The sequence below is a fragment of the Vibrio sp. V09_P4A23P171 genome (genome assembly GCF_963875615.1).
Classification (GTDB): Bacteria; Pseudomonadota; Gammaproteobacteria; order Enterobacterales; family Vibrionaceae; genus Vibrio; species Vibrio anguillarum.
Map to the genome: position 1 here is coordinate 126,244 of NZ_CAWNMR010000055.1, position 23,520 is coordinate 149,763.

General features: G+C 46.4%; 21 protein-coding genes. 5 read left to right on the plus strand and 16 right to left on the minus strand.

The features are described 5' to 3' along the window. Positions 1-140: 140 nt before the first annotated feature. From AACT23_RS14430 to pilM, 11 genes are all read right to left on the minus strand, one after another. Entirely contained in the window at positions 141-827 is a 687-nt protein-coding gene (locus AACT23_RS14430; RefSeq protein ID WP_026027427.1) for a phosphoglycolate phosphatase, read from the minus strand. Positions 828-922: 95 nt separating this feature from the next. Continuing rightward, entirely contained in the window at positions 923-1,597 is a 675-nt protein-coding gene (gene rpe / locus AACT23_RS14435; RefSeq protein WP_013855893.1) for a ribulose-phosphate 3-epimerase, read from the minus strand. Between the two features lie 112 nt (positions 1,598-1,709). After that, positions 1,710-2,540 (minus strand): Dam family site-specific DNA-(adenine-N6)-methyltransferase, encoded by an 831-nt coding sequence (locus AACT23_RS14440; protein WP_013855892.1) that lies wholly within the window; start codon positions 2,538-2,540, stop codon positions 1,710-1,712. A 69-nt stretch (positions 2,541-2,609) separates the two neighbouring features. After that, positions 2,610-4,109 carry an SPOR domain-containing protein gene (locus tag AACT23_RS14445; RefSeq protein WP_017049208.1) on the minus strand — a complete coding sequence of 500 codons (1,500 nt, stop codon included), beginning with the start codon at positions 4,107-4,109 and terminating at the stop codon, positions 2,610-2,612. A gap of 48 nt (positions 4,110-4,157) precedes the next feature. Continuing rightward, the gene (aroB, locus tag AACT23_RS14450; protein WP_026027426.1) at positions 4,158-5,246 is read right to left on the minus strand and encodes a 3-dehydroquinate synthase; all 1,089 of its coding nucleotides are present in this window, start codon (positions 5,244-5,246) and stop codon (positions 4,158-4,160) included. Between the two features lie 23 nt (positions 5,247-5,269). Beyond that, complete coding sequence (gene aroK, locus AACT23_RS14455; RefSeq protein ID WP_010317691.1) at positions 5,270-5,791, minus strand: shikimate kinase AroK; 522 nt, start codon at positions 5,789-5,791, stop codon at positions 5,270-5,272. Between the two features lie 186 nt (positions 5,792-5,977). Then, complete coding sequence (locus AACT23_RS14460; RefSeq protein WP_445286083.1) at positions 5,978-7,663, minus strand: type IV pilus secretin PilQ; 1,686 nt, start codon at positions 7,661-7,663, stop codon at positions 5,978-5,980. 53 nt (positions 7,664-7,716) lie between these two features. Next, the gene (locus AACT23_RS14465) at positions 7,717-8,238 is read right to left on the minus strand and encodes a pilus assembly protein PilP (protein ID WP_017047272.1); all 522 of its coding nucleotides are present in this window, start codon (positions 8,236-8,238) and stop codon (positions 7,717-7,719) included. After that, on the minus strand, positions 8,225-8,818 hold the full coding sequence (locus AACT23_RS14470) for a type 4a pilus biogenesis protein PilO (protein WP_094127497.1): 594 nt from the start codon (positions 8,816-8,818) through the stop codon (positions 8,225-8,227). Before AACT23_RS14470 ends, AACT23_RS14465 begins: the two co-directional genes overlap by 14 nt. Next, complete coding sequence (locus tag AACT23_RS14475) at positions 8,811-9,413, minus strand: PilN domain-containing protein (protein ID WP_017047271.1); 603 nt, start codon at positions 9,411-9,413, stop codon at positions 8,811-8,813. The genes AACT23_RS14470 and AACT23_RS14475 overlap by 8 nt, the downstream gene beginning before the upstream one ends. Continuing rightward, a complete protein-coding gene (gene pilM / locus AACT23_RS14480; protein ID WP_013855885.1) occupies positions 9,403-10,413 on the minus strand; it encodes a type IV pilus assembly protein PilM in 1,011 nt (336 codons plus the stop codon). The genes AACT23_RS14475 and pilM overlap by 11 nt, the downstream gene beginning before the upstream one ends. A gap of 149 nt (positions 10,414-10,562) precedes the next feature. Between pilM and AACT23_RS14485 the strand changes: the two genes are divergently transcribed. Further along, positions 10,563-13,061, plus strand: a complete 2,499-nt coding sequence (locus tag AACT23_RS14485; protein ID WP_094127500.1) for a penicillin-binding protein 1A — start codon at positions 10,563-10,565, stop codon at positions 13,059-13,061. Between the two features lie 36 nt (positions 13,062-13,097). On the opposite strand, the gene oxyR is transcribed toward AACT23_RS14485, so the two are convergent. Beyond that, on the minus strand, positions 13,098-13,988 hold the full coding sequence (oxyR, locus tag AACT23_RS14490; RefSeq protein ID WP_026027425.1) for a DNA-binding transcriptional regulator OxyR: 891 nt from the start codon (positions 13,986-13,988) through the stop codon (positions 13,098-13,100). Positions 13,989-14,134: 146 nt separating this feature from the next. On the opposite strand from oxyR, the gene AACT23_RS14495 reads away from it, so the two are divergent. From AACT23_RS14495 to AACT23_RS14505, 3 genes are all read left to right on the plus strand, one after another. Continuing rightward, the gene (locus AACT23_RS14495; RefSeq protein WP_013855882.1) at positions 14,135-14,863 is read left to right on the plus strand and encodes a redoxin family protein; all 729 of its coding nucleotides are present in this window, start codon (positions 14,135-14,137) and stop codon (positions 14,861-14,863) included. A 113-nt stretch (positions 14,864-14,976) separates the two neighbouring features. Next, a complete protein-coding gene (locus AACT23_RS14500) occupies positions 14,977-16,446 on the plus strand; it encodes a dihydrolipoyl dehydrogenase (RefSeq protein ID WP_094127539.1) in 1,470 nt (489 codons plus the stop codon). A gap of 130 nt (positions 16,447-16,576) precedes the next feature. Further along, on the plus strand, positions 16,577-16,831 hold the full coding sequence (locus AACT23_RS14505) for a DUF3624 domain-containing protein (RefSeq protein WP_013855880.1): 255 nt from the start codon (positions 16,577-16,579) through the stop codon (positions 16,829-16,831). 193 nt (positions 16,832-17,024) lie between these two features. Here the strand turns inward: AACT23_RS14505 and argH are convergent, their stop codons facing one another. From argH to argC, 4 genes are all read right to left on the minus strand, one after another. After that, positions 17,025-18,899: an argininosuccinate lyase gene (argH, locus tag AACT23_RS14510; protein ID WP_013855879.1), complete on the minus strand. Its 1,875-nt coding sequence runs from the start codon at positions 18,897-18,899 to the stop codon at positions 17,025-17,027. Positions 18,900-19,028: 129 nt separating this feature from the next. Continuing rightward, positions 19,029-20,252: an argininosuccinate synthase gene (locus AACT23_RS14515; protein WP_017043213.1), complete on the minus strand. Its 1,224-nt coding sequence runs from the start codon at positions 20,250-20,252 to the stop codon at positions 19,029-19,031. A 93-nt stretch (positions 20,253-20,345) separates the two neighbouring features. Continuing rightward, positions 20,346-21,137, minus strand: a complete 792-nt coding sequence (gene argB / locus AACT23_RS14520; protein ID WP_094127503.1) for an acetylglutamate kinase — start codon at positions 21,135-21,137, stop codon at positions 20,346-20,348. 23 nt (positions 21,138-21,160) lie between these two features. After that, positions 21,161-22,162 (minus strand): N-acetyl-gamma-glutamyl-phosphate reductase, encoded by a 1,002-nt coding sequence (gene argC / locus AACT23_RS14525; RefSeq protein ID WP_017047265.1) that lies wholly within the window; start codon positions 22,160-22,162, stop codon positions 21,161-21,163. Positions 22,163-22,317: 155 nt separating this feature from the next. Between argC and argE the strand changes: the two genes are divergently transcribed. Continuing rightward, positions 22,318-23,454 carry an acetylornithine deacetylase gene (argE, locus tag AACT23_RS14530; protein ID WP_094127506.1) on the plus strand — a complete coding sequence of 379 codons (1,137 nt, stop codon included), beginning with the start codon at positions 22,318-22,320 and terminating at the stop codon, positions 23,452-23,454. Positions 23,455-23,520 lie beyond the last annotated feature (66 nt).

Below are 23,520 nucleotides of genomic sequence, written 5' to 3' on the forward strand. Positions count from 1 at the left end.
TGCTACTTAAAATGAGATAAGACTGAAAATGTCTGTGAAAAAAACCGCGCTTATTCGCTAAGTGATACTTGATTTAGCGATAACGCGGTTTATGCAGTGTACTCATTGACGAGTATTTTACTAGCGCATTGTGTGAACTTTTATGCTGAAACTCGCAACACATCAAGCAATTGGTCGATACAGTCCGCCACGTAATCAGGGTTGGAAGCTGAAATGGGCTCACCGTGATTGTAGCCATAAGTCAAACCAAACGAATAACAACCCGCATTTTTAGCCGCTAAAATATCGTTTTTCGAATCCCCAACCATCAACATTTCCTTGGCCGTTAGTTGATGTTTATCCAATAGCCAGTTAAGCGCCATTGGATCAGGTTTTTTGATCGGGAAGGTATCACCACCAATCACATCACTAAAAAAGTGCTCAATACCATGTTGTACCAATACGTCAGGTACAAACTTAGACGGTTTATTGGTCACCAAAGCTAATGTGAATCCAGCACTGTGTAGCTGCGCTAAGGTTTCTTTCACTTGGGGATATAAATGGCTCAGTTTATGGCCCGTTTGGGCATAAAATTCATCAAAACGCTCACGAGCGGTGGCTTTGATCTCATCGCTAAGATCAGGGTTGATGGTTAAACTTTGGCTAAGTGAGCGAGCGATCAGCACATCTGCACCATTGCCGACGTAATCACGCACTTGCATTTCTGATACTGATGAATAGCCTAACGATTGTACCGCTTGGTCGGCGGCTACGGCTAAATCTGGCACGCTGTCGAGCAAGGTACCATCGAGATCAAAGGCGATTAATTTAATTGAGCTTAAAGACATCTTAACTTCCGAATAATAGACAAGGGGCACAAAGCCCCTTGTTGCGTTATAAGTATGTTGCGTAGTGATTATTGAGGTGTAGTCAGTATTATGACTTAGCGCGCCACTTTGGCTAATTCTGCGCGCATCTCATCAATCACAGTTTGGTAATTAGGTTGACCAAAAATAGCCGAGCCTGCGACAAACATATCTGCGCCCGCTTGTGCAATTTCACGAATGTTATCGACTTTGACTCCACCATCAATTTCAAGGCGGATATGACGACCCGATTGCTCAATCAATTGACGCACCGCGCGCAGTTTATCCAACGTATGCGGAATAAAAGATTGGCCACCAAAACCAGGGTTAACCGACATCAGCAAAATGAGGTCCACTTTATCCATAATAAATTCGAGATGCGCAAGTGGCGTAGCTGGGTTGAGCACTACACCCGCTTGGCATCCGTGCTCTTTGATCAATTGCAATGTGCGATCAACGTGATCAGAAGCTTCCACATGAAAAGTGATCATCGAAGCCCCTGCTTTGGCAAAATCAGGAATGATGCGATCAACCGGTTTAACCATCAGGTGGACATCAATCGGTGCCGTAACACCATAGTCACGCAGCGCCTTACAAATCGGAGCACCAAAGGTCAAGTTGGGAACGTAGTGGTTATCCATTACATCAAAATGGACAACGTCTGCCCCAGCGGCAAGCACTTTCTCAACATCTTCGCCAAGACGAGCAAAATCTGCTGAGAGTATAGATGGGGCAATTAGGAAATCTTTCATACCTGACCTCTTAGGCTAGTGGGCGCAAATGCGTGATGAGCAAAATTCGCCCGCAATTCTACCTAAGCTGGCCAAGATATCCTAGCGCGGCACCCGATTTAACTGCGAAATGTTAACCTTCGCATTCCGCTGTATTGAACAGTGCCAACAACTCATCTACTTTGTTGCGCCCTGCTCCATTACGGCTAATGGTGCGCTTAACCTTGACCACGTTAAGTTCTGCACCATGATATAAACGGCGCGTTAACTTAGTGTCATGATTGGAAATCAGTACCGGTATGCCACGATCATTGGCGGCTTTTTCGGCGACATCGGCCAATGAGGCTTGATCATCCAATGAAAAGCCATTACCAGAATAAGAAGTAAAATTGGCGGTAGTAGAGAGTGGCGCGTATGGCGGATCGCAATAGACAACACAGCCCTTGCGAGCACGACGAAACGTCTCTTCGTATCCTTCGCAAATAAAGGTCGCTTTCTTGGCTTTCTCGGCAAAAAACTCCAATTCTGCTTGCGGGAAATAAGGCTTTTTGTAAGAACCAAAAGGCACATTGAAACCGCCTTTTTTGTTGTAGCGACATAAACCATTAAAACCAAAACGGTTCATGTATAAAAACGCCAACGAACGATACAGTACGTCATCGGTTTTATTGAACTCTTTGCGAATATCGAGATACGCTTCTTTACGGTTGTTATCGGCCGTGAACCAACGCTTAGATTCGGTGATGTACAGTTCAGGTTGATCTTTGATCAGGTTGTACAAGTTGATGAGATCAGGATTGATATCGGCCAACAAATACTGTTCAAAATCAGTATTGAGGAACACAGAGCCAGCACCAACAAAGGGTTCAACCAGTTTACGCGCTGGCGGCAGGTGACGTTGAATCTCTTCGACTAGGCCATACTTACCACCAGCCCATTTAAGAAAGGCACGCTGCTTCTTCATTTACTGCTCTATCTTTCAACCACGAAATAAGGCTGCGGAATGTAACATATTTTTGCGTCAAGCTCAGCGTTATTTCGCACGATCAATCTCTCGCTGTACTTGGCTGAGCGATTTGGCCCAAGGGCCTTGCAATTGCAACGCTTTCGGTAAGGTTTCAACGGCATCACGCGCAAACTGGATGGTTGGATAATTACCATAGGTGATGATGTACCACTCCACATCATTGCGTGCTGTCGGATAAATACGCACCTTTTCTTGCAGCGCGTAGGTGTTAATAAAGTTTTGTGCTTCAGCAAGCGAACTGACTGCCGCTAATTGCAAAGTATAGCTGCGTGGCGAAAAGGCTTTGAGTTCTTCTCTCGCAAAGGAGAAAGTGATTTTCGTTGGCGCAGCAGCAGTGGCAGTCTCACTTACGGGCACAGTTTGCGCCGTGCGGTTTTGTGCATCAGCAAGTGCATTATTAATCACTGACGTATCGGCTTTGGTCGAATTGCCTTCCAAAAGCGCATCCACAACATCAGACTCAATCACCACTCGTTGCTGATCGCTGTCAATTATGCCCACGCTCTCTGAATTCTCCATCACATCGGGTGGTAACGAACTGGAATCATCTTCAGCATCTAAATAACTCGGGTCACTTTTCGCAAGCTCCTTCCCATTATTGGCGGCGTCAGTTGCTGAATCATCGTTAAGCGTATTGACTGTTGGTGCAGCAGCATCCCCTAGCGTCGGAATCACCGTCTGCTCGAGTGTGCCTGTAATTTGCGACGCTTGCTCATCGGGTGAGGGCTGGGTAAATAGCCACCAGTAACCTCCACCGATGATGAGCAGAAGCAGTAAAACCAAGGCAGCGATCTGCACAGGAGAACCGATAATCGAACGGATGATGATCCTTTTTTCCATTTTCTGCTCTCCTAATGCCATGATTTCCCCAGGCACGCGTTTCACCTTTTTGTAAGCGTTGCGTACGCGGCGCTCCATCTCATCGGGTACATAACGCATGACCAGATTTTCAAAAAAGCGATCCGCTTCTTCATTGCTTAGGGCTTCAATCTCAAGCTCTACGGGTTTATGCTCTTGTCCGTAGCTTAAACGAGTCAGCAAAGCATCAAGGCTATTAGCTTGTGCAAATAATACGACATTGATGGTCCACAATGGATTGGCTTGTGCTTCTAACACCAGCATCCATAGCTCAGACACTAAGGTTTCGGAGAGTAGATGAGCGTCATCGACAACAATCACCACATCACAACCGCCACCATCTAGCAGACGAGCTAAGCTGTCAGAAAGTGTATCATGAGGATTAAATAACGGGCCTGAAACGATTTGGGTAAGAATGGTCGCTCGACGCTGCTGGTCATCTTGATTGGGATGACACAGCAACAGCGATTGGTTTTTATCTTCGGCCCACGCTTCTAAATAACGCTGCGCTAACCAAGATTTACCAAAACCTAATCCACCACCAACGGTAATGACATTTGAGCCAAAATTGGTCAATAATTGCAAACGCTCAAGTAGCTCGACTTGCGAATCTAATTCCAATATACGTAATTCATTCGCCAAACTCATTAGGCCGTCCTACTGACAGACAACTGTCAAATTAGTATCAATGAAGATTTACAGGGTGCGGCAGAAGTCAATCGCTTGTTCAATGACCGCTTCGGGTACACCTTTCACTACTTGTGATGTACCAATACTGGTTGGTAGCACCAAACGTAGTTCGCCTGAAAGCACTTTTTTATCACGCATCATGTGTTGCATAAAGTCAGAAAACGACATGCTTTCGGGCGTATGAATCGGTAAATTTGCTCTTTTGAGTATAGAAACAATCCGCTCAACTTGCTGATCGTTAATTAAACCTTGTAACTGCGCCGTTTTAGCGGCCATCACAGTTCCGGCAGAAACCGCTTCACCGTGTAGCCAATTACCATACCCGAGCTGCGCTTCAATCGCATGACCAAATGTATGACCTAGGTTCAACAACGCGCGAATTCCCGACTCTTTTTCATCTTGAGCGACCACATCGGCTTTAATTTGACAGCAGCGAGCGATGGCATAACTTAGCGCTTGCTCATCTAAGGCATAGAGTTTATCGAGATTCTCTTCCAGCCAGACAAAGAAATCATGATCGTAAATGATGCCATATTTGATCACTTCCGCCATACCAGCGGCAAATTCTCGCGCAGGTAAAGTCGCCAAACATTCAGTATCAATGATGACGGCTTTCGGCTGATAAAATGCACCAATCATGTTTTTACCTAAAGCATGATTGACCGCGGTTTTACCGCCAACGGAGGAGTCCACTTGCGAAAGCAGCGTGGTCGGTATTTGGATAAAATCGACTCCGCGCTGATAACAGGCTGCGGCGAATCCAACTAAATCACCAATCACGCCACCACCTAAAGCGATGATCACCACATCACGACTGTAATTACCTTCCAGCAGGTAACTCATCACCGTGTTAAATGTATCTAAAGTTTTGTACTGCTCGCCATCTGGCAGTTCAAGCAAGGAGACGTTACAAGCATGCGGTGCAAGAAGGGCGAAGATTTTATCCGCGTACAAAGGCGCGACCGTCACATTACTGATGACGACGACTTTTTGTTTGGCCGATAAGAAAGAAAGGAGGGCCGGATCATTAAATAATCCGGCGCCAATTGAGATTGGGTAGCTACGCTCATCTAAACTGACCGTAATCCGTTCCATGGTTTGCACTCCAAATAAAGAACTTAGGAATGTTCTTCTAGCATTTTTACGATCTCGTTGGCTACCACTTTTGCACCTTGATCGTCAGTACGAACCGTAAAATCAGCAATCTCAGCGTAAAGATCGTTACGTTCATCAGCCAAGCATTCTAAGACTTCACGTGGATTGTCTGTTTGAAGCAATGGCCGTTTTTTGTCACGGTTCGTGCGTGCAAGTTGTTTTTCAATCGTCGTTTCAAGGTAGACCACAATACCACGAGCAGATAAACGATTACGGTTTTCTTTACTCTTAACAGAACCACCGCCTGTTGCGAGTACAATACCTTGTTTCTCGGTTAGGTCATTAATTACAGCTTCCTCACGTTTACGGAAGCCCTCTTCACCTTCGACGTCAAATACCCATGCGATATCTGCGCCTGTACGCTCTTCAATGACTGTATCTGAGTCTAAAAACTCCATATGCAGTTGTTGAGCAAGATGTCTACCAATTGTACTTTTGCCGGCGCCCATTGGGCCAACAAGGAAAATATTGCGTTTCTCAGCCATGTTTAGCAGTAATTTACAACGTTAATTCAATGACATCGCCACAAGATTAGCCAGTATAATACTGACCGTTAAGACGCTCGTGGCACCTATTCCTCACAGATGATTCGTGATAAGACCCGAAATTATCTAGATATGGTGCCACTAATGCAACTTTATTTTTTAACCAATCGCAATATCAGCCGTAAGTTATTGAATGACGACTTTCGGTGTCACGAAAATCAGCAGCTCACTTTTGCCCACTTGCTCATAGGAACGGCGGAACAATGCACCAAGTAATGGCAAATCACCAAGCAATGGAACCTTATCCACCGTATTGTTGACGCTATGTTGGAATATTCCACCAAGGACCACGGTTTCTCCATTATTGACCAATACTTGAGTGCCAATACGCTGAGTATTAATTGCAACCGCTTCTCCCGTCCCTGTTTTTACAATATCCCCAGGCCGGTCTTGAGTGACACTGAGATCTAACACTAAACGATTATCCGGCGTTATCTGCGGCGTCACTTTTAAACTCAGCACCGCTTTTTTGAAGGCGACCGTCGTTGCCCCGCTGGAAGAAGACTCCAGATAAGGGATCTCCGTACCCTGCTCGATATAAGCTGGCTTCTTGTTTGTCGTGATCAAACGAGGGCTGGAAATAATCTCCGCTTTCGACTCACGTTGCAGCGCTGAAAGCTCTAAATCCAACAACATATCCGACCCCAACTTAGCCACTTGGAAGGCAATACTTGAGGCGTTAGCAGAGGTCGCCGCTAAGTTTACGTTAAGGAAGTCATCAACGGGCAATGTGCTTTCCCCCAACTTGCCCACTTGGAATAAATTACTTTCAATACTTCCGCCTGCGGTGTTGTTACCATTGGTCGAAGTAAAGCCCCAGCGTACGCCAAGTTCATCCAAATTACCTTCGTTGACCGTAACAATGCGCGCTTCAATCTGTACCTGTTTGACCGGGATATCGAGCGATTCAATAATTTGGCGTATCACCACAATATTCTCAGCCAATTCGCGGATCAGCAGTGAGTTGGTTCGCTCGTCGATACTGATGGAACCTCGCTCAGACAACATGCTGACTGCCCCTTCGCCACCAATCATCTGCGCAATATCAGACGCCTTAGCAAAATTAATTTTGATGATTTCAGAACGCAGATCGCCCAACTCTTCAGCCAAACGTGCCTTTTCAAGCTGCTGCTTTTCACGTAAATCCAACTCTTCTTTAGGTGCAACTAAAATCACATTGCCGTCAACACGCTTATCTAATCCCTTGACTTGCAAAATGATATCGAGCACTTGCTGCCAAGGCACGCCATCAAGCCGTAGCGTCAGGTTACCAGTGACCGAATCTGAGACGACTAGGTTAAACGCGTTATAATCTGCGATAAGCTGCAAAACATTTCGCACAGGAATATCTTGAAAGTTAATCGAGATAAGCTTGCCCTCTTTCTCAAGAATGCTCTTCGGCTTAGGTTTTTCTTGTTCTTTCAGTTTGCCAATTACCACCTCAAGGTATTTCCCTTTCAAGCTGTAATCATACTTAAACTCGCCATGAATGGTCGCCAGTAACTGTGTACTTGGCTCTTTGCGCAATACCTCGATACTCTCAACAACGGTTGCAAAATCTTTGACGTCTAAGACATACAGTTTCTCATTGGAGACATCCGTCTTAAGCAGTTCAATTTGTAAACCGTCAGCCACTTTCTGCACATTAACTACTGTCGAAGGTGATACGAGTTCAACAATCAATACAGCGTCTTTGTTTTTATTGACTCGAAAATCAATGCCTTTAAGCTCGTTGGTCTGCGCCGTTTCTGCCGCCACACTTAGCCCTGCCATACTCAATAATAAGCCAAATAAGAGGCTCCGAAATACCATAGTCATTTGTGTCTGTAGTCCTTTAATCATAGTGATTTCTCTAAATTCAAATTCTATTTCAGAGCCAATTTGACGTTACGTTGATTCCAACAACCTAAGCCGTCTGGCAAGGTTTCATTGATCAGCAGGTAATTGGAATCAACTCGAGTAACTTTGCCGTGATTCAAACCTAAATATTGTCCCGCTTTCACGTTGACGACCTTGCCTTGGGGCGTTTGCACTAATGCCGATACCGCGCCCCCGCTACTCATCACGCCTTTTAATCGCAGTTGATTAAGCGGATAGCGCTCTAGTTGGCCATTTTTACTGCGAGCCGGAGGTTGCCAGCAGTCTGCCTTCACTACAGGCTGATTTTGTACAATCGCTTCTTTAGGCAGCACAAAAGGTTCGCGGGATTCATGTTGCGCATAATGAGCAACTTCAAATTGAATAATGGGTTTTAATTTGGAGACTTCTTTGCGTGCTTGCCCCTCGACCTGCTCCACATAAACCTTCAATGAATCTTGATTCGCCTTACAACCAACCAATACACTGGTACTAAACAGCACCATCAGCAGCAGATTATTGTTTTTCATCGTCCACCTCTTGCTTGAATTGATAGGTATAAGCGCGCACCCTAAAATGTAACGTGCTGCTTTCCTGGCTAACCCGTTGCCAATCAACATCATCGAAATTAATAATGCGGGGCAATTTCGCGATCGCCTCTGAGAAATCACCAATGTCGTGGTAATTCCCAGTTAATTCGATATTGAGCGGCAAACGATACAGAAACTCTTTATTCTGTTTTTCTCCCCAATCAATACGTGTAAAGGTTAACGCATTATCTAGCCCTAGTTCATTGACCGATGCGAGCATGCTTGCGAGCTCTTTTTGCACGGGTAATTGGCGTAATAAAAAATCATAACGTTCAGTTAATTCATCCAGTTGAGCTTGCAACTGGGGTAAGGTGGCGGCTTTGCTGGCCTTAATCCGTAAGGTCGATTTCAGCACATCTTCTTGCTGTTTTAAGTTCTGCAATTGCTCATTTTGAGGCATCAGGTAGAACCACGCACCAACGCCTTGAATAATCAGCATCAACACCAAAATAACCAGCAGTTGAGGCAGCAACGGCCATTCAGCCATTTCATCCATATCAAGATCTTGAAAACTAGTCATGGACAGCTCCTGTAGGCCGAATCTTGGTTAGCACAGAGCCCTGTGGTGTCGGGGAATGAAACATAAATGACACTTTAAACGTCTGAAATTCCTTACCAAATCGCTTATTACCGTGCACGATAGAGTGCATGTTGACATCGGAAAGTAAGGCTGATTTTTCAAAATTATCGAGCATGGTCGCAAGACGCGCAGTGCTGTCACTGATGCCCGTAATTTCAATTTCTTCACCATTCATTTTGATCTTATCGACGTAGACTCCTTCAGGCATAAGCTGTGGCATCAGGTTCATCAACTCGGTGGTTTTATTGCGTTGGCTTTGCAATGACTCAACAACCGATAAGCGAGTTAATAGTGCCTTGTGTTCTTGTTCCGTCATTTTTAATGCATTGATCTGTTTATCAAGCTGCTGAATGTATTGATTCAAATAGGCCAGACGAGACTCTTGCTGCTGTGCTTGCCCAGAGAAATACAAACCGATACCCCATTGAATACCAACAGCGCTCATCACACCTAAGACGACCAAGCCCATAAAACGACGCTTATGCGCCGCTCTTTGTTCCTCTCGCCAAGGCAGTAAGTTAATGCTATGCAACATGAGAAGACTCCAACCACTCGATACCACGCAGTGCAAGGCCAGCCGCGGTGCTAAAACTCTGCCCAGACTGCTTATCTCGCAGGCGTTTCGCTAACTTATTGTTAAACAGAAGGAAGGGATCGAGAATTTCGCACTCAAGCTTGAGACGCCGCGAAATCTCTTGCGCCAACATCGGAGTATCTGCACCACCACCTGAGAGCCAAATGCCTGCTAAACTACCCGCGCCATTGACGGAGGTGAAAAGCTGCAACTGACGTTGAAGTCGCTCGATCAACTCATGCACAAAGCGCTCGTTTTTATCGGCTAATTCCGCATTGGTGCCCGACATCGCGCTGTCTTGGGACAACCACTGACAACCGAGAGGGATTTCTTTATGAAAAGGGGCTTTATCAGTAAAATCAATACAGAGCGCCGTTTGGGTATGGCCCACATCCATGAGCATCCAATCGCTGCGATGTTGTGCCCTGCTCGCCAACTGCCAAATGTTTAACAAACTGTGTATTTGCACATCAACCGCGATCGGTAAAAAGCCCGCTTTTTGAGCCGCTAACGCACGGCTTTCCACGACGTCTTTACGAGTGGCGTAAACTTGATAACTTACGGTGCTACTGCGACTTACGCTTTTTTCCATCACTTTGACGAAATCGAGACTCAGTTCTTCTATCGGGAACGGTGACTGATGAGAAAATGCCTGATAAATAGCAAACTCTTTTTCACGCGCCTGCAGGTCACTATCTATCTGTAATACCTTACTTATTACCGCATTGTCCGGTACCGATATGGCGACTTTGTGACTAAATAGTGGTAAACCCTTTCTTAGTTCTTTGAGTTTCTTTACAATTTTCTGATAATCCAGCGTGTGGTTATCGGAGAATATGTCCTCAGTAATAAATAATTCTTTATAACCGACGAGTGCATATGAATCACCCGCTAGCTTTAACACCACCGCTTTAATACTATGGTGGCCAATATCTATACCCGTAACCATTGATTTACCCATACGGCTTAGCTCCAGTAACGCTGCTTAGGCTTAGCTCGATTTGCTTATTTTGAGGTTAAATAAGCCACAATTTATTTTTAGAGCTAAATTTTTAGCCTAGAGTACAAGGGTTTGCATAAGGGCAGCCTTAACTAAACAGGGATTATCCGGTGAAGTTCATAAAGCGATTGTTATTACTTTCATTGATTTGCATTATTCTTGGAGTCACTACGATATTTGGCTTCTATTTTTACGTGAAGCCAGACCTCCCCGATGTAGCGACTTTACGTGATGTACAATTGCAGACACCGATGCAGGTCTATAGTCAAGATGGCAAGCTCATCGCCCAATTTGGAGAAAAGCGCCGAGTTCCGTTGCGTATTGAAGAGATCCCGCCTGAACTTATCGAAGCAATTATCGCCACCGAAGATAGCCGCTTCTATGAACACTATGGTTTTGACCCAATTGGTATCACTCGTGCTGCGGTCGCTGTGATCGCCTCAGGTAGCGCTAAACAAGGTGCAAGTACCATTACTCAGCAGCTTGCTCGTAACTTCTACCTCTCTAATGAGAAGAAGATCATGCGAAAAATCAAAGAGATTTTTATCGCTATTCATATCGAACAATTGCTGACGAAAAAAGAAATCCTAGAGCTTTATCTCAATAAAATTTATCTCGGTTACCGATCGTATGGAATTGGAGCGGCAGCCCAAGTTTATTTTGGAAAAGAAGTCAAAGATTTAACGCTGAGTGAAATTGCCCTGATTGCAGGACTTCCCAAAGCACCTTCAACTATGAACCCTATCTATTCTCTAGATCGCGCGACTAACCGCCGTAACGTGGTACTACAGAGAATGCTTGATGAGAAATACATAACCCCAGCGCAATATGCGCAAGCCCGCTCTGAGCCCTTAATGTCGAAATACCACGGTGCTGAAATTGAACTTAATGCACCTTATGTGGCAGAAATCGCCCGTTCATGGATGGTGGAGCGCTATGGTGAAGAGTCGGCCTATACCTCTGGCATGATTGTCACCACAACGGTAGATTCCAAACAGCAGCAAGCCGCGAGTAAAGCTGCAATCAATAACCTACTCGCCTATGATGAGCGTCATGGCTATCGCGGTGCTGAAAAAGTAGTTTGGAAAGAAGGCCAAACGCCATTGAATGAACAGCAACTGGCCGAGCACTTAAATAATGAGCCGACTTATGGAGATTTATTACCAGCCGTCGTTACCCACGTAAGCAGCCAATCGGCTACGGTTTGGGTTAAGAACCAAGGATTGCAGACCATTGAATGGCAAGGCATGAACTGGGCTCGCCGTTTCTTAACTGATTCTCGACAAGGACCGGTTCCGAGTACAGCGACGGAAATCATCGCCGCTGGTGAACAAATTTGGGTACGTAATCGTGCTGAATACAGTGATGAGCATACCACCGACGAAGTACCACAGTGGTACTTAAGCCAAGTACCCAATGCCAACACTGCCTTTGTTGCCATGAACCCAGAAAATGGTGCGGTACTGGCGCTGGTTGGCGGCTTTAACTTTGTGCACAATAAATTTAACCGTGCGACTCAATCGGTGCGTCAAGTCGGCTCAAGTATTAAACCCTTTATCTACTCTGCCGCCATCGATAAAGGCATGACCTTAGCGACGCTCATTAATGATGCGCCGATTAACCAGTGGGACCAAAGCCAAGGTACAGCATGGCGTCCTAAAAACTCACCACCGACTTATATTGGCCCAACTCGTCTTCGCGTTGGCTTGGCTCAATCCAAAAACGTGATGGCGGTGAGAGTGCTACGCGCTGTTGGGCTGGATGAAACACGTGAGTATCTCACTCGCTTTGGTTTTGATATTGACCAAGTACCACGCTCAGAAACCATAGCCTTAGGTGCGGGGAGCTTAACGCCGGTTAAGATGGCGCAAGGTTATTCCGTGTTTGCCAATGGTGGCTATTATGTTGAACCCTATTACATCAGCAAAGTTGAAGATCCCTTTGGCAAACTTGAGTATCAAGCCACACCAAAAGTCGTTTGCCAACAGCAATGCACCCCAGACACAAATGAGTTCGATGAACAAGATGTTGCATCGCACTATGCTCCACAAGTAATTTCCGAACAAAACGCATTTCTTGTCCGAGAGATGATGTACAGCAATATTTGGGGTGGCGGAAATTGGCGTGAAGGAACAGGTTGGAATGGTACAGGCTGGCGTGCACAAAAGCTGGGGCGTCGTGATATTGGTGGTAAAACAGGAACGACCAATGACTCCAAAGATGCGTGGTACAACGGCTATGCACCGGGCATGGTCGCTATTGCTTGGGTCGGATTTGATGATCATAACCGCAACTTAGGTAGGACAACCGAAAACAGCAATGTAGATGACGATGGTGTATCCGGTGCGGAAGCGGGAGCAAAAACGGCACAACCCGCTTGGATTGATTTTATGCGTCAAGTACTGGTCGATGTGCCAGCGCAAGACAAACCCATTCCCGCCAATATTGTGCGGGTAAGAATCGATATCGATACCGGCTTGTTAACCAATAAGTTTGATTCAAGCTCGATGTTTGAATACTTCATTCAAGGCACAGAGCCAACCGAGTATGTCGCAGAGAGTGTCTCTGACAACATCTACTCTTCACCTACAGGTGAAGAGCTGTTCTAAAGCTCAGTAAAAAGAGGCTAAATTTAGCCTCTTTTTTTATTTCTCATTTAGCTTTGTTTTGATTGCGTGAGCCAACTGCTCAAAACGCTGCCTCAACGGCGATCCCGGCCGATAAGCTAATACTAAGCGGCGTGAAGGCTGTGGGTTGACCGCTTTAAGGTAACAAACGCCATCCTTCTCTTTGACATCTGGTAAAGAGAGCTCTGGTAACAGGGTAATTCCCCCACCCGCTGCGACCATATTACGCAGCGTCTCTAAGCTGGTCGCTTTAAAACGTTCGTCATCTTTTGCGCCTGCCGCAAAACAGAAACCTAAGGCTTGATCGCGTAAGCAATGACCGTCACCTAAAGCCAATACCGTTCGCCCTTTCAAATCCAACATACTTACTTCACTTTTTGCAGCCCACTCATGCCCACTAGGCACGGCAATACTCAATGCTTCGTCATACAGATCAATCTCTTTAAAGTGAGCTGTTTCCGCAACGGAGGCCAGCACTAAACAATCGAGTTTTCCATCTTCTAACTGGCGCACAAGCTGTTGGGTTTGCGCTTCGTGTAAATAGAGCTCCAGTTCAGGAAATTGCTCTTTTAAAAAAGGCACAATGCGCGGCAAAAGGTAGGGGCCTAAAGTGGGAATGAATCCAATATGGATAGGACCACTCATCGAGCCGCCTTGGCCGCTGGCCATATCTCTGAAGGTTTTGATTTCACTTAAAATACGCTTGGCCTGATCGACCAATTGCAGGCCCGAATCGGTGAACAATACTCGGCGACTGCTGCGCTCTAATAATACTGTTCCCAGCTCATCCTCCAGTTTGCGGATCTGGCCACTGAGTGTTGGCTGGCTCACAAAACAAGCTTCTGCTGCTTTACGAAAATGTTTATGTTCAGCTAATGATACTAAGTACTCAAAATCACGAATGTTCATCTTCAATCTCAATAGAATCCACCTATCAAAACCATAGCATCAAACGATTGGAGCTATCAAAGGTTTTCTTCCATAATGGCTTCAACAAATGAGAGCAGCGGCTCTTAAAATCATAACCTAACTTAGAAAATCACAAGGAAAATAGAATGTTAGTATCTAAAGAAGGCCAAGCGGTACCACAAGTCACTTTCCCTACTCGTCAAGGTGATGCTTGGGTTAATCTCACAACAGATCAATTATTCAAAGGTAAAACCGTTATCGTATTTAGCTTGCCAGGTGCCTTCACCCCAACCTGTTCATCAAGCCACTTGCCGCGTTACAACGAACTGTACCCGGTGTTTAAAGAGCATGGCGTTGATGACATCCTATGTGTTTCGGTGAACGATACCTTTGTGATGAATGCTTGGAAAGCAGACCAAGAAGCAGAGAATATTACTTTCATTCCTGATGGCAATGGCGAATTTACTGACGGCATGGGTATGTTAGTTGATAAAAGCCAAATCGGTTTTGGCAAACGTTCATGGCGTTACAGCATGTTAGTCAAAGATGGCATCATCGAAAAAATGTTTATCGAAGCTGATGAACCGGGTGACCCGTTCAAAGTATCAGATGCTGACACCATGCTGAAATACATTGCACCTAACTATAAAACACAAGAATCGGTTACCGTATTTACTAAACCAGGTTGCCCATTCTGCACTAAAGCAAAACAACTTTTGATTGACCACGGTCTTCAATATGAAGAAGTGGTATTGGGTAAAGATGCAACCACAGTGAGCTTACGAGCTATCACAGGCCGTACCACCGTTCCGCAAGTTTTCGTTGGTGGTAAACACATCGGCGGCAGCGAAGAGCTAGAAGCTTACCTGGGCTAATCACGCCTGCCCTAGGAAAATCTTCCTAGGGCATCCTCCTCATTTAGACTCAATGACAGCATTATTAAATGTTGCCATCGACTATTCACATTCCAAATTTAGAGAAAGCGATGATGAAACAGTTAAACGTTGATGTAGCCATTATTGGTGGTGGGACCGCAGGACTCGGCGCTTATCGTGCAGCAAAAGCACATGCGACTAGTGTCGTCATGATCGAAGGTGGCCCATACGGAACCACATGCGCTCGCGTCGGCTGCATGCCATCTAAGTTACTGATTGCGGCCGCTGAAAGCGTCCATCACATCCACAAAGCTCCTGCTTTTGGTGTTCATCCTCAAGGTGAAATTGTCATTAATGGACGTGAAGTGATGGCGCGGGTAAAACGTGAACGTGACCGCTTTGTCGGATTTGTGCTTGAAGGCGTTGAGGAGATCCCCGCTGAAGACAAAATCTCAGGCTACGCCCAATTTATCGACAACCACACCCTGCAAGTTGACAACCATACCCAAATCAGCGCCAAGCGGATCGTGATTGCTACCGGTTCTCGCCCAGCCTACCCCGCGGTATGGCATGAACTTGGCGATCGCTTAATCATTAATGATGACCTATTTGAGTGGGACGACTTACCCGAATCTGTTGCCGTATTTGGCCCTGGGGTGATTGGCTTAGAACTAGGCCAAGCCTTGCATCGTTTAGGGGTAAAAGTGAAGCTGTTCGGCATTGGTGGACAAGTTGGCCCATTAACCGACCCTGATGTGATGGCTTACGCCGATAAAACGTTTAAGGAAGAATTCTATTTAGACGCTGACGTTAAAGTAGAAAGCATGAAACGCATTGCTTCTCCAACAGGCCAAAACGACAAAGTTGAAATCCAATTCATCAACCGTGAAGGGCAGCTCGAGACATTTGTCGTTGACTATGTGTTGGCGGCAACCGGTCGTCGCCCGAACGTAGATAAATTGGCACTTGAAAATACCGATGTAGCCCTTGATGCGCGCGGCGTACCAACGGCCGATCACTATACGCTGCAAACCTCTGTAGACAGTATTTTCATTGCTGGTGATGCCAGTAATCAACTGCCACTGCTTCATGAAGCAGCCGATCAAGGTCGTATTGCAGGGGATAACGCTGGCCGCTACCCAGATATTCGTGCCGGGCTTCGTCGTTCTTCTATCTCAGCGGTTTTTTCAGACCCACAAATTGCGATGGTCGGTGAATCCTACAAACAGCTAACCACTCGTTTGGGAAATTGTGGCTGTTTTGCTATCGGTACTGTATCGTTTGAAAATCAAGGCCGTTCACGCGTCATGCTGCGCAATAAAGGGTTATTGCATGTGTATGGCGAACAAGGAACAGGGCGATTTTTAGGCGCTGAAATGATGGGACCGAATGCGGAGCACTTGGCTCATTTACTGGCGTGGGCACATCAAAATCAGATGACGATTTCACAGATGTTGGATATGCCTTTTTATCACCCCGTAATTGAAGAAGGCGTGCGCACCGCGCTGCGTGATCTAAACGCTAAACTGCATTTAGGTCCTGAGATGATAAAGCATTGCATGGACTGCGGTCCGGGCTGTTAATTTTCAACATCCATTCATGCGGTCGCCCTTGTGCGGCCGTTTTTTATACGCTTTAGTTTCAGCCGCGCCTTAGACTCACACCTTCGCGCACGTTATACTGCCGTTATTTTCTCTTTCAATGAACGCGCTTATGCCTTGCAATAACTGCCAATCTTCGTGGTTTTGGAAAAAAATCGGCCGCTGCCAACGTTGTATGGATCAGCTCACTGTTTTGTCTGTTGGGTGCTGGCTTGTGTGGTGGTGGTTATGCAGGGAGAACCCTAAAACCATTGAATCGATCAGCTTGCTAATAGCGGGTTTTGCCTTTAACGGTTTGCTGTTTTTACATCTGTGGATGAAGTTTGTGGTACTCCCTTGGCGTAAGCGGCAAGGGCGCGACAAATAAAAAGCTAAAGAGCACAAAAGAAAAAGCCCCAGAACCAATAGTAGGTTTGGGGCCTTCTTAGATTCTTCTAAGAAAAAGCAGTGGTACAGTTATAGACCACGCTTTTCTTAAATTGTTCCGTGATCATTCGATCTTTTTGAGATCTTTTTCCAAGGCCTCATTAACGGCAATGATCGCGTTGGTAATCAACGCATTAAGCGACGTTGACTCGCTTGATGATCTGCTCAACCAAATTGATCTCAAGCGCCACTTCATCACAAGCGTGCTGCCGTGGGCATTGTTCACAATCTTTGAGCACTTTCTCTGGCAGTAAGCTTTTTGAGGTTGGAATAAAATCATGCTTCATGAAAAACTCTGGCGTTCGAGTCAGAACAAACACTTTCTTAATCGCCATTTGCCGCGCTTTATTCACCAAATACGAGACGATCGCTTTTCCTTGTCCTTGACCTTGCCAACCTGCTTCTACACCAAGCGAACGAATTTCAGCCAACCCAGAGTCATAGACATATAACGAGGCGCATCCCGTCACTTCACCATGGTGTTCCGCCACGGCAAACGAACCAATATCGCGCACCAACTCATTGCGTGAACGAGGCAGATTTTCTCCCATATTCGCCCAATAAGTGACCATACTTTCTAGCGTTTCAATATCCGTCAAACGGGCAGGACGAACTTTCACCGCCGTGGTGTCACGTTTGTCTAAACGCGCTTTGGCTTGATCAACCGCATAGGCCACTTGTTTTGGCGAAACGCCACCTAAAGCGCTGCGTTTTTCTAAGCAAGATTCGATGGTGAGGATCGCATAAACATCATCTTCAATGACCGACGAAAACTCTTTAAGCTCGGCAAGGGTCAGTTCTTCAAGCGCACACCCTTTCGCGATCGCGCCAACCACCGCTACGCCCACAATGTGGTGCGCTTCACGGAAAGGGATCCCTTTGGCGACTAAATAATCAGCTAATTCGGTAGCATTGGCATAGCCTTGTTTGGCCGCTTCTAAAGTCCGTTCGGTTTTAATTTTGATGCCATCAAAGCAAAGCGCAGCCATTTCCATGCAGTCGTTCCAAGTATCCAGCGCGTCAAACAGCCCTTCTTTGTCTTCTTGCATATCTTTGTTATAAGCCAATGGTAAGGCTTTGACCGTCATCATCATGCCCGCAAGCGAGCCATAAACACGGCCAGTTTTGCCACGGATCAGCTCTAATGCATCAGGGTTTTTCTTTTGCGGCATCAAGGATGAACCCGAAGTCACGGTGTCAGCCAGTTCGATAAAACCAGACTCACCCGAGTTGTAGAAGATCATATCTTCCGCCAAGCGCGATAAATGCAGCATCGAGATCGACGCCACCGACATCAATTCCATCACGTGATCTCGGTCAGATACTGAATCGAGCGAGTTACGCGTGGCACGGCGAAACCCTAAATGATGAGCAAGCTGTTCACGATCAATCGGATAGGCCGTACCTGCCAGCGCGCCGGAGCCAAGTGGACAAGTATCAAGGCGCTTAATCGCATCATTTAAACGAGAATAATCACGCTCAAACATTTCAACATAGGCCAAACACCAATGCGCAAAGGTCACTGGTTGCGCACGTTGCAGGTGGGTATAACCGGGCAAAACCGTCGCTTGGTGCTGCTGAGCAACCGACACTAGTTTCGTTTGCAGGCGATCTAACCCCAACAGTAATTGCTGACCTTGCTGGCGGCACCACAATTTTAAATCGGTCGCGACTTGGTCATTACGAGAGCGCCCAGTGTGCAGCTTTTTGCCTAAATCACCCACTTTGCTGATCAACTGCTGCTCAACCCAAGAGTGAATATCTTCTGCATCAGAGCGTAAGATCTGCTCAGGATCTTCCATCACTTCCAGTTTGAGTTCGTTGAGCGCAAGTTCTAGTTTTTGCTGCTCCTCTTCGCCCAAAACATTCACTGACACCAACGCCTTTGACCATGCTATAGAGCCCACAATGTCTTGTTCAGCCAATCGGTAATCAAAGCGAAGTGAATCGTTGAACTCTTTGAACCTCGTGTCTGCTGCTTGGGTAAATCTACCGCCCCATAATGCCATTGCGTATCTCCTGCTCTTAGGTCGCGACTGAGCGTGACCACATCAAATTGCTCAATCATTTTTATAATAAAGATCGCTACTAGAGCGATCTTTTATTGTTATTTTTGTGTCTCTACCTTGGGTGTTAACCTAGGCTTTATTCTTCTTCGCTTCGTTCAACGCTCTGATCCGGCTTGCCAACGAATAGAGACGAATGAAGCCGCCTGCGTGGCTTTGGTCATACACAACATCTTCACCAAAGGTCGCAAACTCTTCCGAGTACAAGCTGTTTTCCGAACGTTTTTGCGTCACTGTCGCTTGCCCTTTGTAAAGCTTCACAACCACTTCACCATTAACATCCTGTGCCAGCTCATCGGCTGCGGCCATGATGGATTTACGCAGCGGAGTGAACCAACGGCCATCGTATACAAGATGCGACGCTTTGACACCCAGTTCTTCACGAAATTCGAATGAGGCTTTATCGAGCACTAACTGCTCAACAGCACGCAACGCTTCCATCATGATGGTGCCTCCCGGGGTTTCATAACAACCACGAGACTTCATACCAACCAAACGGTTTTCGACGATATCGATACGACCAACTCCGTGTTTAGAGCCTTTCTCATTAAGGTAAACGAGTGCGTTGTAAGGCGTCATCAGTTCACCATCGACGCCAACGACTTCGCCTTTCGCGACCTGCAGTGTGACAAACTCTGGCTCATTTGGCGCTTGTTCTGGATCTACTGTCCATACCCAGCAATCCTCATTAGGGGCGTTCCAAGTACTCTCAAGCACGCCACCTTCGGTCGAAATGTGCCACGCGTTCGCATCACGCGAGTAAATTTTCGTCAATGAAGCGGCGCAAGGAATGTTACGCTCAGCAAGGAAATCAAGACACTCTTCACGACTCACGATGTCCCACTCACGCCAAGGGGCAATCACATGTAAATCAGGCGCTAGGGCTGCAAACGCACCTTCAAAACGCACTTGGTCATTACCTTTCCCCGTACAGCCGTGACACAGCGCATCGGCACCCACTTTACGCGCTACTTCAACTTGCGCTTTGGCAATGATTGGGCGAGCCATTGACGTCCCAAGTAGATATTTACCTTCGTAATAAGCGCCTGTTTTTAGTGTTGGGTAGATGTATTCAGCGACCATCTCTTCTTTAAGATCGACCACATAACACTCTGACGCGCCAGACGCTTTCGCTTTCTCTTCAATGCCGACCAATTCTTCTTCACCTTGGCCGACATCGGCAACAAAGGCAACCACTTCACAATCGTAGTTTTCTTTCAACCACGGAATGATTACCGAGGTATCTAGACCGCCAGAGTATGCGACAACGACTTTATTGACTTGAACCTTGCTCATCTTACTTTCTCCATTTCCCGGCGCTGCGCTTGGCGGTCAGTGCTCTGGGTGATTAATTACTTACAGCTGTTATCAACAACTGATTAAATGCGTTTATTGAGGTAAAAATTGGGTCCCGATACTTTCGCCCGCAAACAATTTGCTGAGCTTATCTGGGTAACGCCATGTCGCCACTTCAATCGGGCGACCTAAATCATTTGCCGCTTCCAGCGCCGCTTTCACTTTGACAATCATGCCATCCGTGATCACTTTGCCTTTAATCAGCGCATTAGCCTGCTGCTCATTGAGGCTCGACAACAAATGGCCTTTGCCATCCAGCACACCGCTCACATCGGAAAGCAGAACGAGCTCTGCGTCCAATGCGCCAGCCACTGCAACGGCTGCTTGATCGGCGTTGATATTCATCATTTGGCCATCAGCGGTCAGGCCAATCGAGCTGATAATAGGCAAACCACCAGCGGCTAAAATCGCTTGCACGATTTGTGAATCACCAGGAGAAGCCTTGCCCACTGCGCCGAGTTCTGGATCCAACTCTTCGACTTTGCATAACCCGCCATCAGCGAGCGATAAACCAACCGCATTTAAGCCATCTTTAATCGCTTGCCCTTGCAGCATTTTGTTGGCTGTCCCAGCCAGCGCGCCTGCAATCAGCGGAATTTGATCATAAGGCGTGACACGCAAACCTTCTTTCTTCACGGTTTTTAGTTGTAATTTCGCCATCAGGTCATCGACGAGATAACCGCCCCCGTGCACGATGACAATTCGTCGCTGAGCCTGGGCTTGATACAGTGCGATTGCGCCAAACAGTTTGCTTAGCGTTTCAGAACAAGACAGCGCCGCGCCGCCTAACTTAATCACTAATGGATTTTGCTTTGTATCTGTCATATTTAACCCTTACGCTTGGTGCGTTACACCAAAGCCGTTAGCTCAGAAAAACCGTAATGAATATTTAAACACTGCATCGCTTGGCTCGATGCCCCCTTTAATAAATTATCGATCGCGGACACGACGATAATATGCTCACCTTGCACTCGCCAACCGAGGTCGCAAAATGGCGTAAATTCAACATCTTTGATGCTCGGCAAGGTTGATTTGAGCCGAACCGCTGGTTTGTTAGCGTACGCCTTCTCAAAAGCATGGCTGACTTGTTGCTCTGAAATACCTGATGCAAGCTTCATCGTCACGGTGGCCAAAATACCGCGTTTGAAATTCCCTAAGTGAGGCGTAAAAATCACATCACATCCTAAATGGGCGACGATTTCAGGTTGGTGGCGATGAGTAAACACGCCGTATGGCTGTAAGCTCACTTCACAAAAACTGTTGGTTAATGTCGCTTTTCTGCCCGCGCCTGTGACACCGCTGGTGGCATTAATCACCGGCCATTGAGTTGTATCTAACAAACCCGCTTCAACCAAAGGCTTTATCGCAAGTTGCGATGCGGTTGGATAGCAACCTGCAACGGCGATCAATTGGCTCTGCTTAATTGCCTCACAATTCCATTCCGCCAGTCCATAAACCGCGTTTTCTAACCATTTAGGGTGTTGATGTTTAAAACCATAGTAATTTTGGTAAAAATCATCACCTTTGACGCGAAAAGCACCAGAAAGGTCGAAAACTTGACAATTTTGCGCAAGAAAAATAGGCGCGAGATCATGGCTCACCTCATGAGCCGTAGCTAAAAACACCACATCACATTGGCTTGCAACGCTCACCGGATCCACTAATGGTTGTACCTGCATGTCGACAATACCGGAGAGTTTGCCATGCAGCTCAGCCATTGGTTTTCCAGCATCTAGGCTATTGGCGGAAACGTATAAACCTGATAGCGTGAGTTGTGGGTGTTTTTGCACCATATACGCCAACTCAGCGCCGGTATAACCGCTAGCTCCGATAATTGTGGTTTTCAACATCTCGTGACATCCAATTTCAAGGTAAAAAAGACAATCTAAAAATGACTATAAATTTCAAAAAAGACACTTAACTCGGTTTTTTATTCACACAAAGTGATTTAATATGTGTTTTACCTTCTCGCAATTACTCTGTCAATACTAGGAGCAAAGATAATATGCAATTACCCAGTTTTCTTGAGGTTTACCAAGGTCTGATTTCGACCTCTTCCATCAGCTCCACAGATGCTCGTTGGGACGAAGGTAACCAGAGTGTGATTGATAAATTGGCAAGCTGGTTTTCCAGCTTAGGGTTTGTAGTCGACACCATTGAAGTCGCGCCGGGAAAATACAATTTAGTGGCGAAGAAAGGGTGCGGCGAAGGTGGCCTACTGCTCGCGGGGCACAGTGATACCGTTCCATTTGACGAAGGACGTTGGAATTTTGAACCACACGCGTTAACGCAAGCCAATGATCGTTTCTATGGCTTAGGCACGGCAGACATGAAAGGCTTTTTTGCTTTTATCTACGAAGCGGTGAAAAAAGTCGATTGGAGTAAACAGAGTAAACCGCTGTATGTGTTGGCGACCTGTGATGAAGAAACCACCATGCTCGGCGCACGTCATTTCACTGAACATGCACCATTTCAACCGGATTACTGCATTATTGGTGAGCCGACTAGCCTTGTGCCCATCCGCGGCCATAAAGGCCACGTAGCCAACGCTATTCGAGTGACAGGAAAATCGGGCCACTCTTCTGATCCTGCTCTGGGCGTAAATGCCATCGAAATCATGCATGAAGTGCTGTTCGCGTTAATGCAACTGCGCGACAAATTGATCAAAGAGTACCATCACCCAGGCTTTGCCATTCCTCACCCTACTTTGAACCTCGGTCATATCCACGGTGGCGATAGTCCAAACCGCATTTGTGGCTGCTGCGAATTGCATTACGATGTGCGCCCGCTGCCCGGCATGAGTCTAGATGGGCTCGATAACTTGCTGCGCAATGCACTGAATGAAATCAGTGCAAAATGGCCCGGTCGCATTGAGATTACCGCGCTGCATGATGCGATTCCGGGTTATGAATGTCAGCATGATCACCCCTTTATTGGCAACATTGAAGAGATTTGCAATACCGCTTCACAAACCGTGAATTACTGTACTGAAGCACCGTTCTTACAACAATTATGCCCAACACTGGTACTCGGCCCGGGTTCGATCGATCAAGCGCATCAACCGGATGAATTCCTAGCGTTTGAATTTATTGATCCAACCATCTCGATTTTGTCCAAAGCAATGTATAAATACTGCTTCTAGCCTACCAAGCTTACTCAAGCGATAAATGCCTGACAGCGTTTCTACGGTCGGGCATTTTTGTAATAA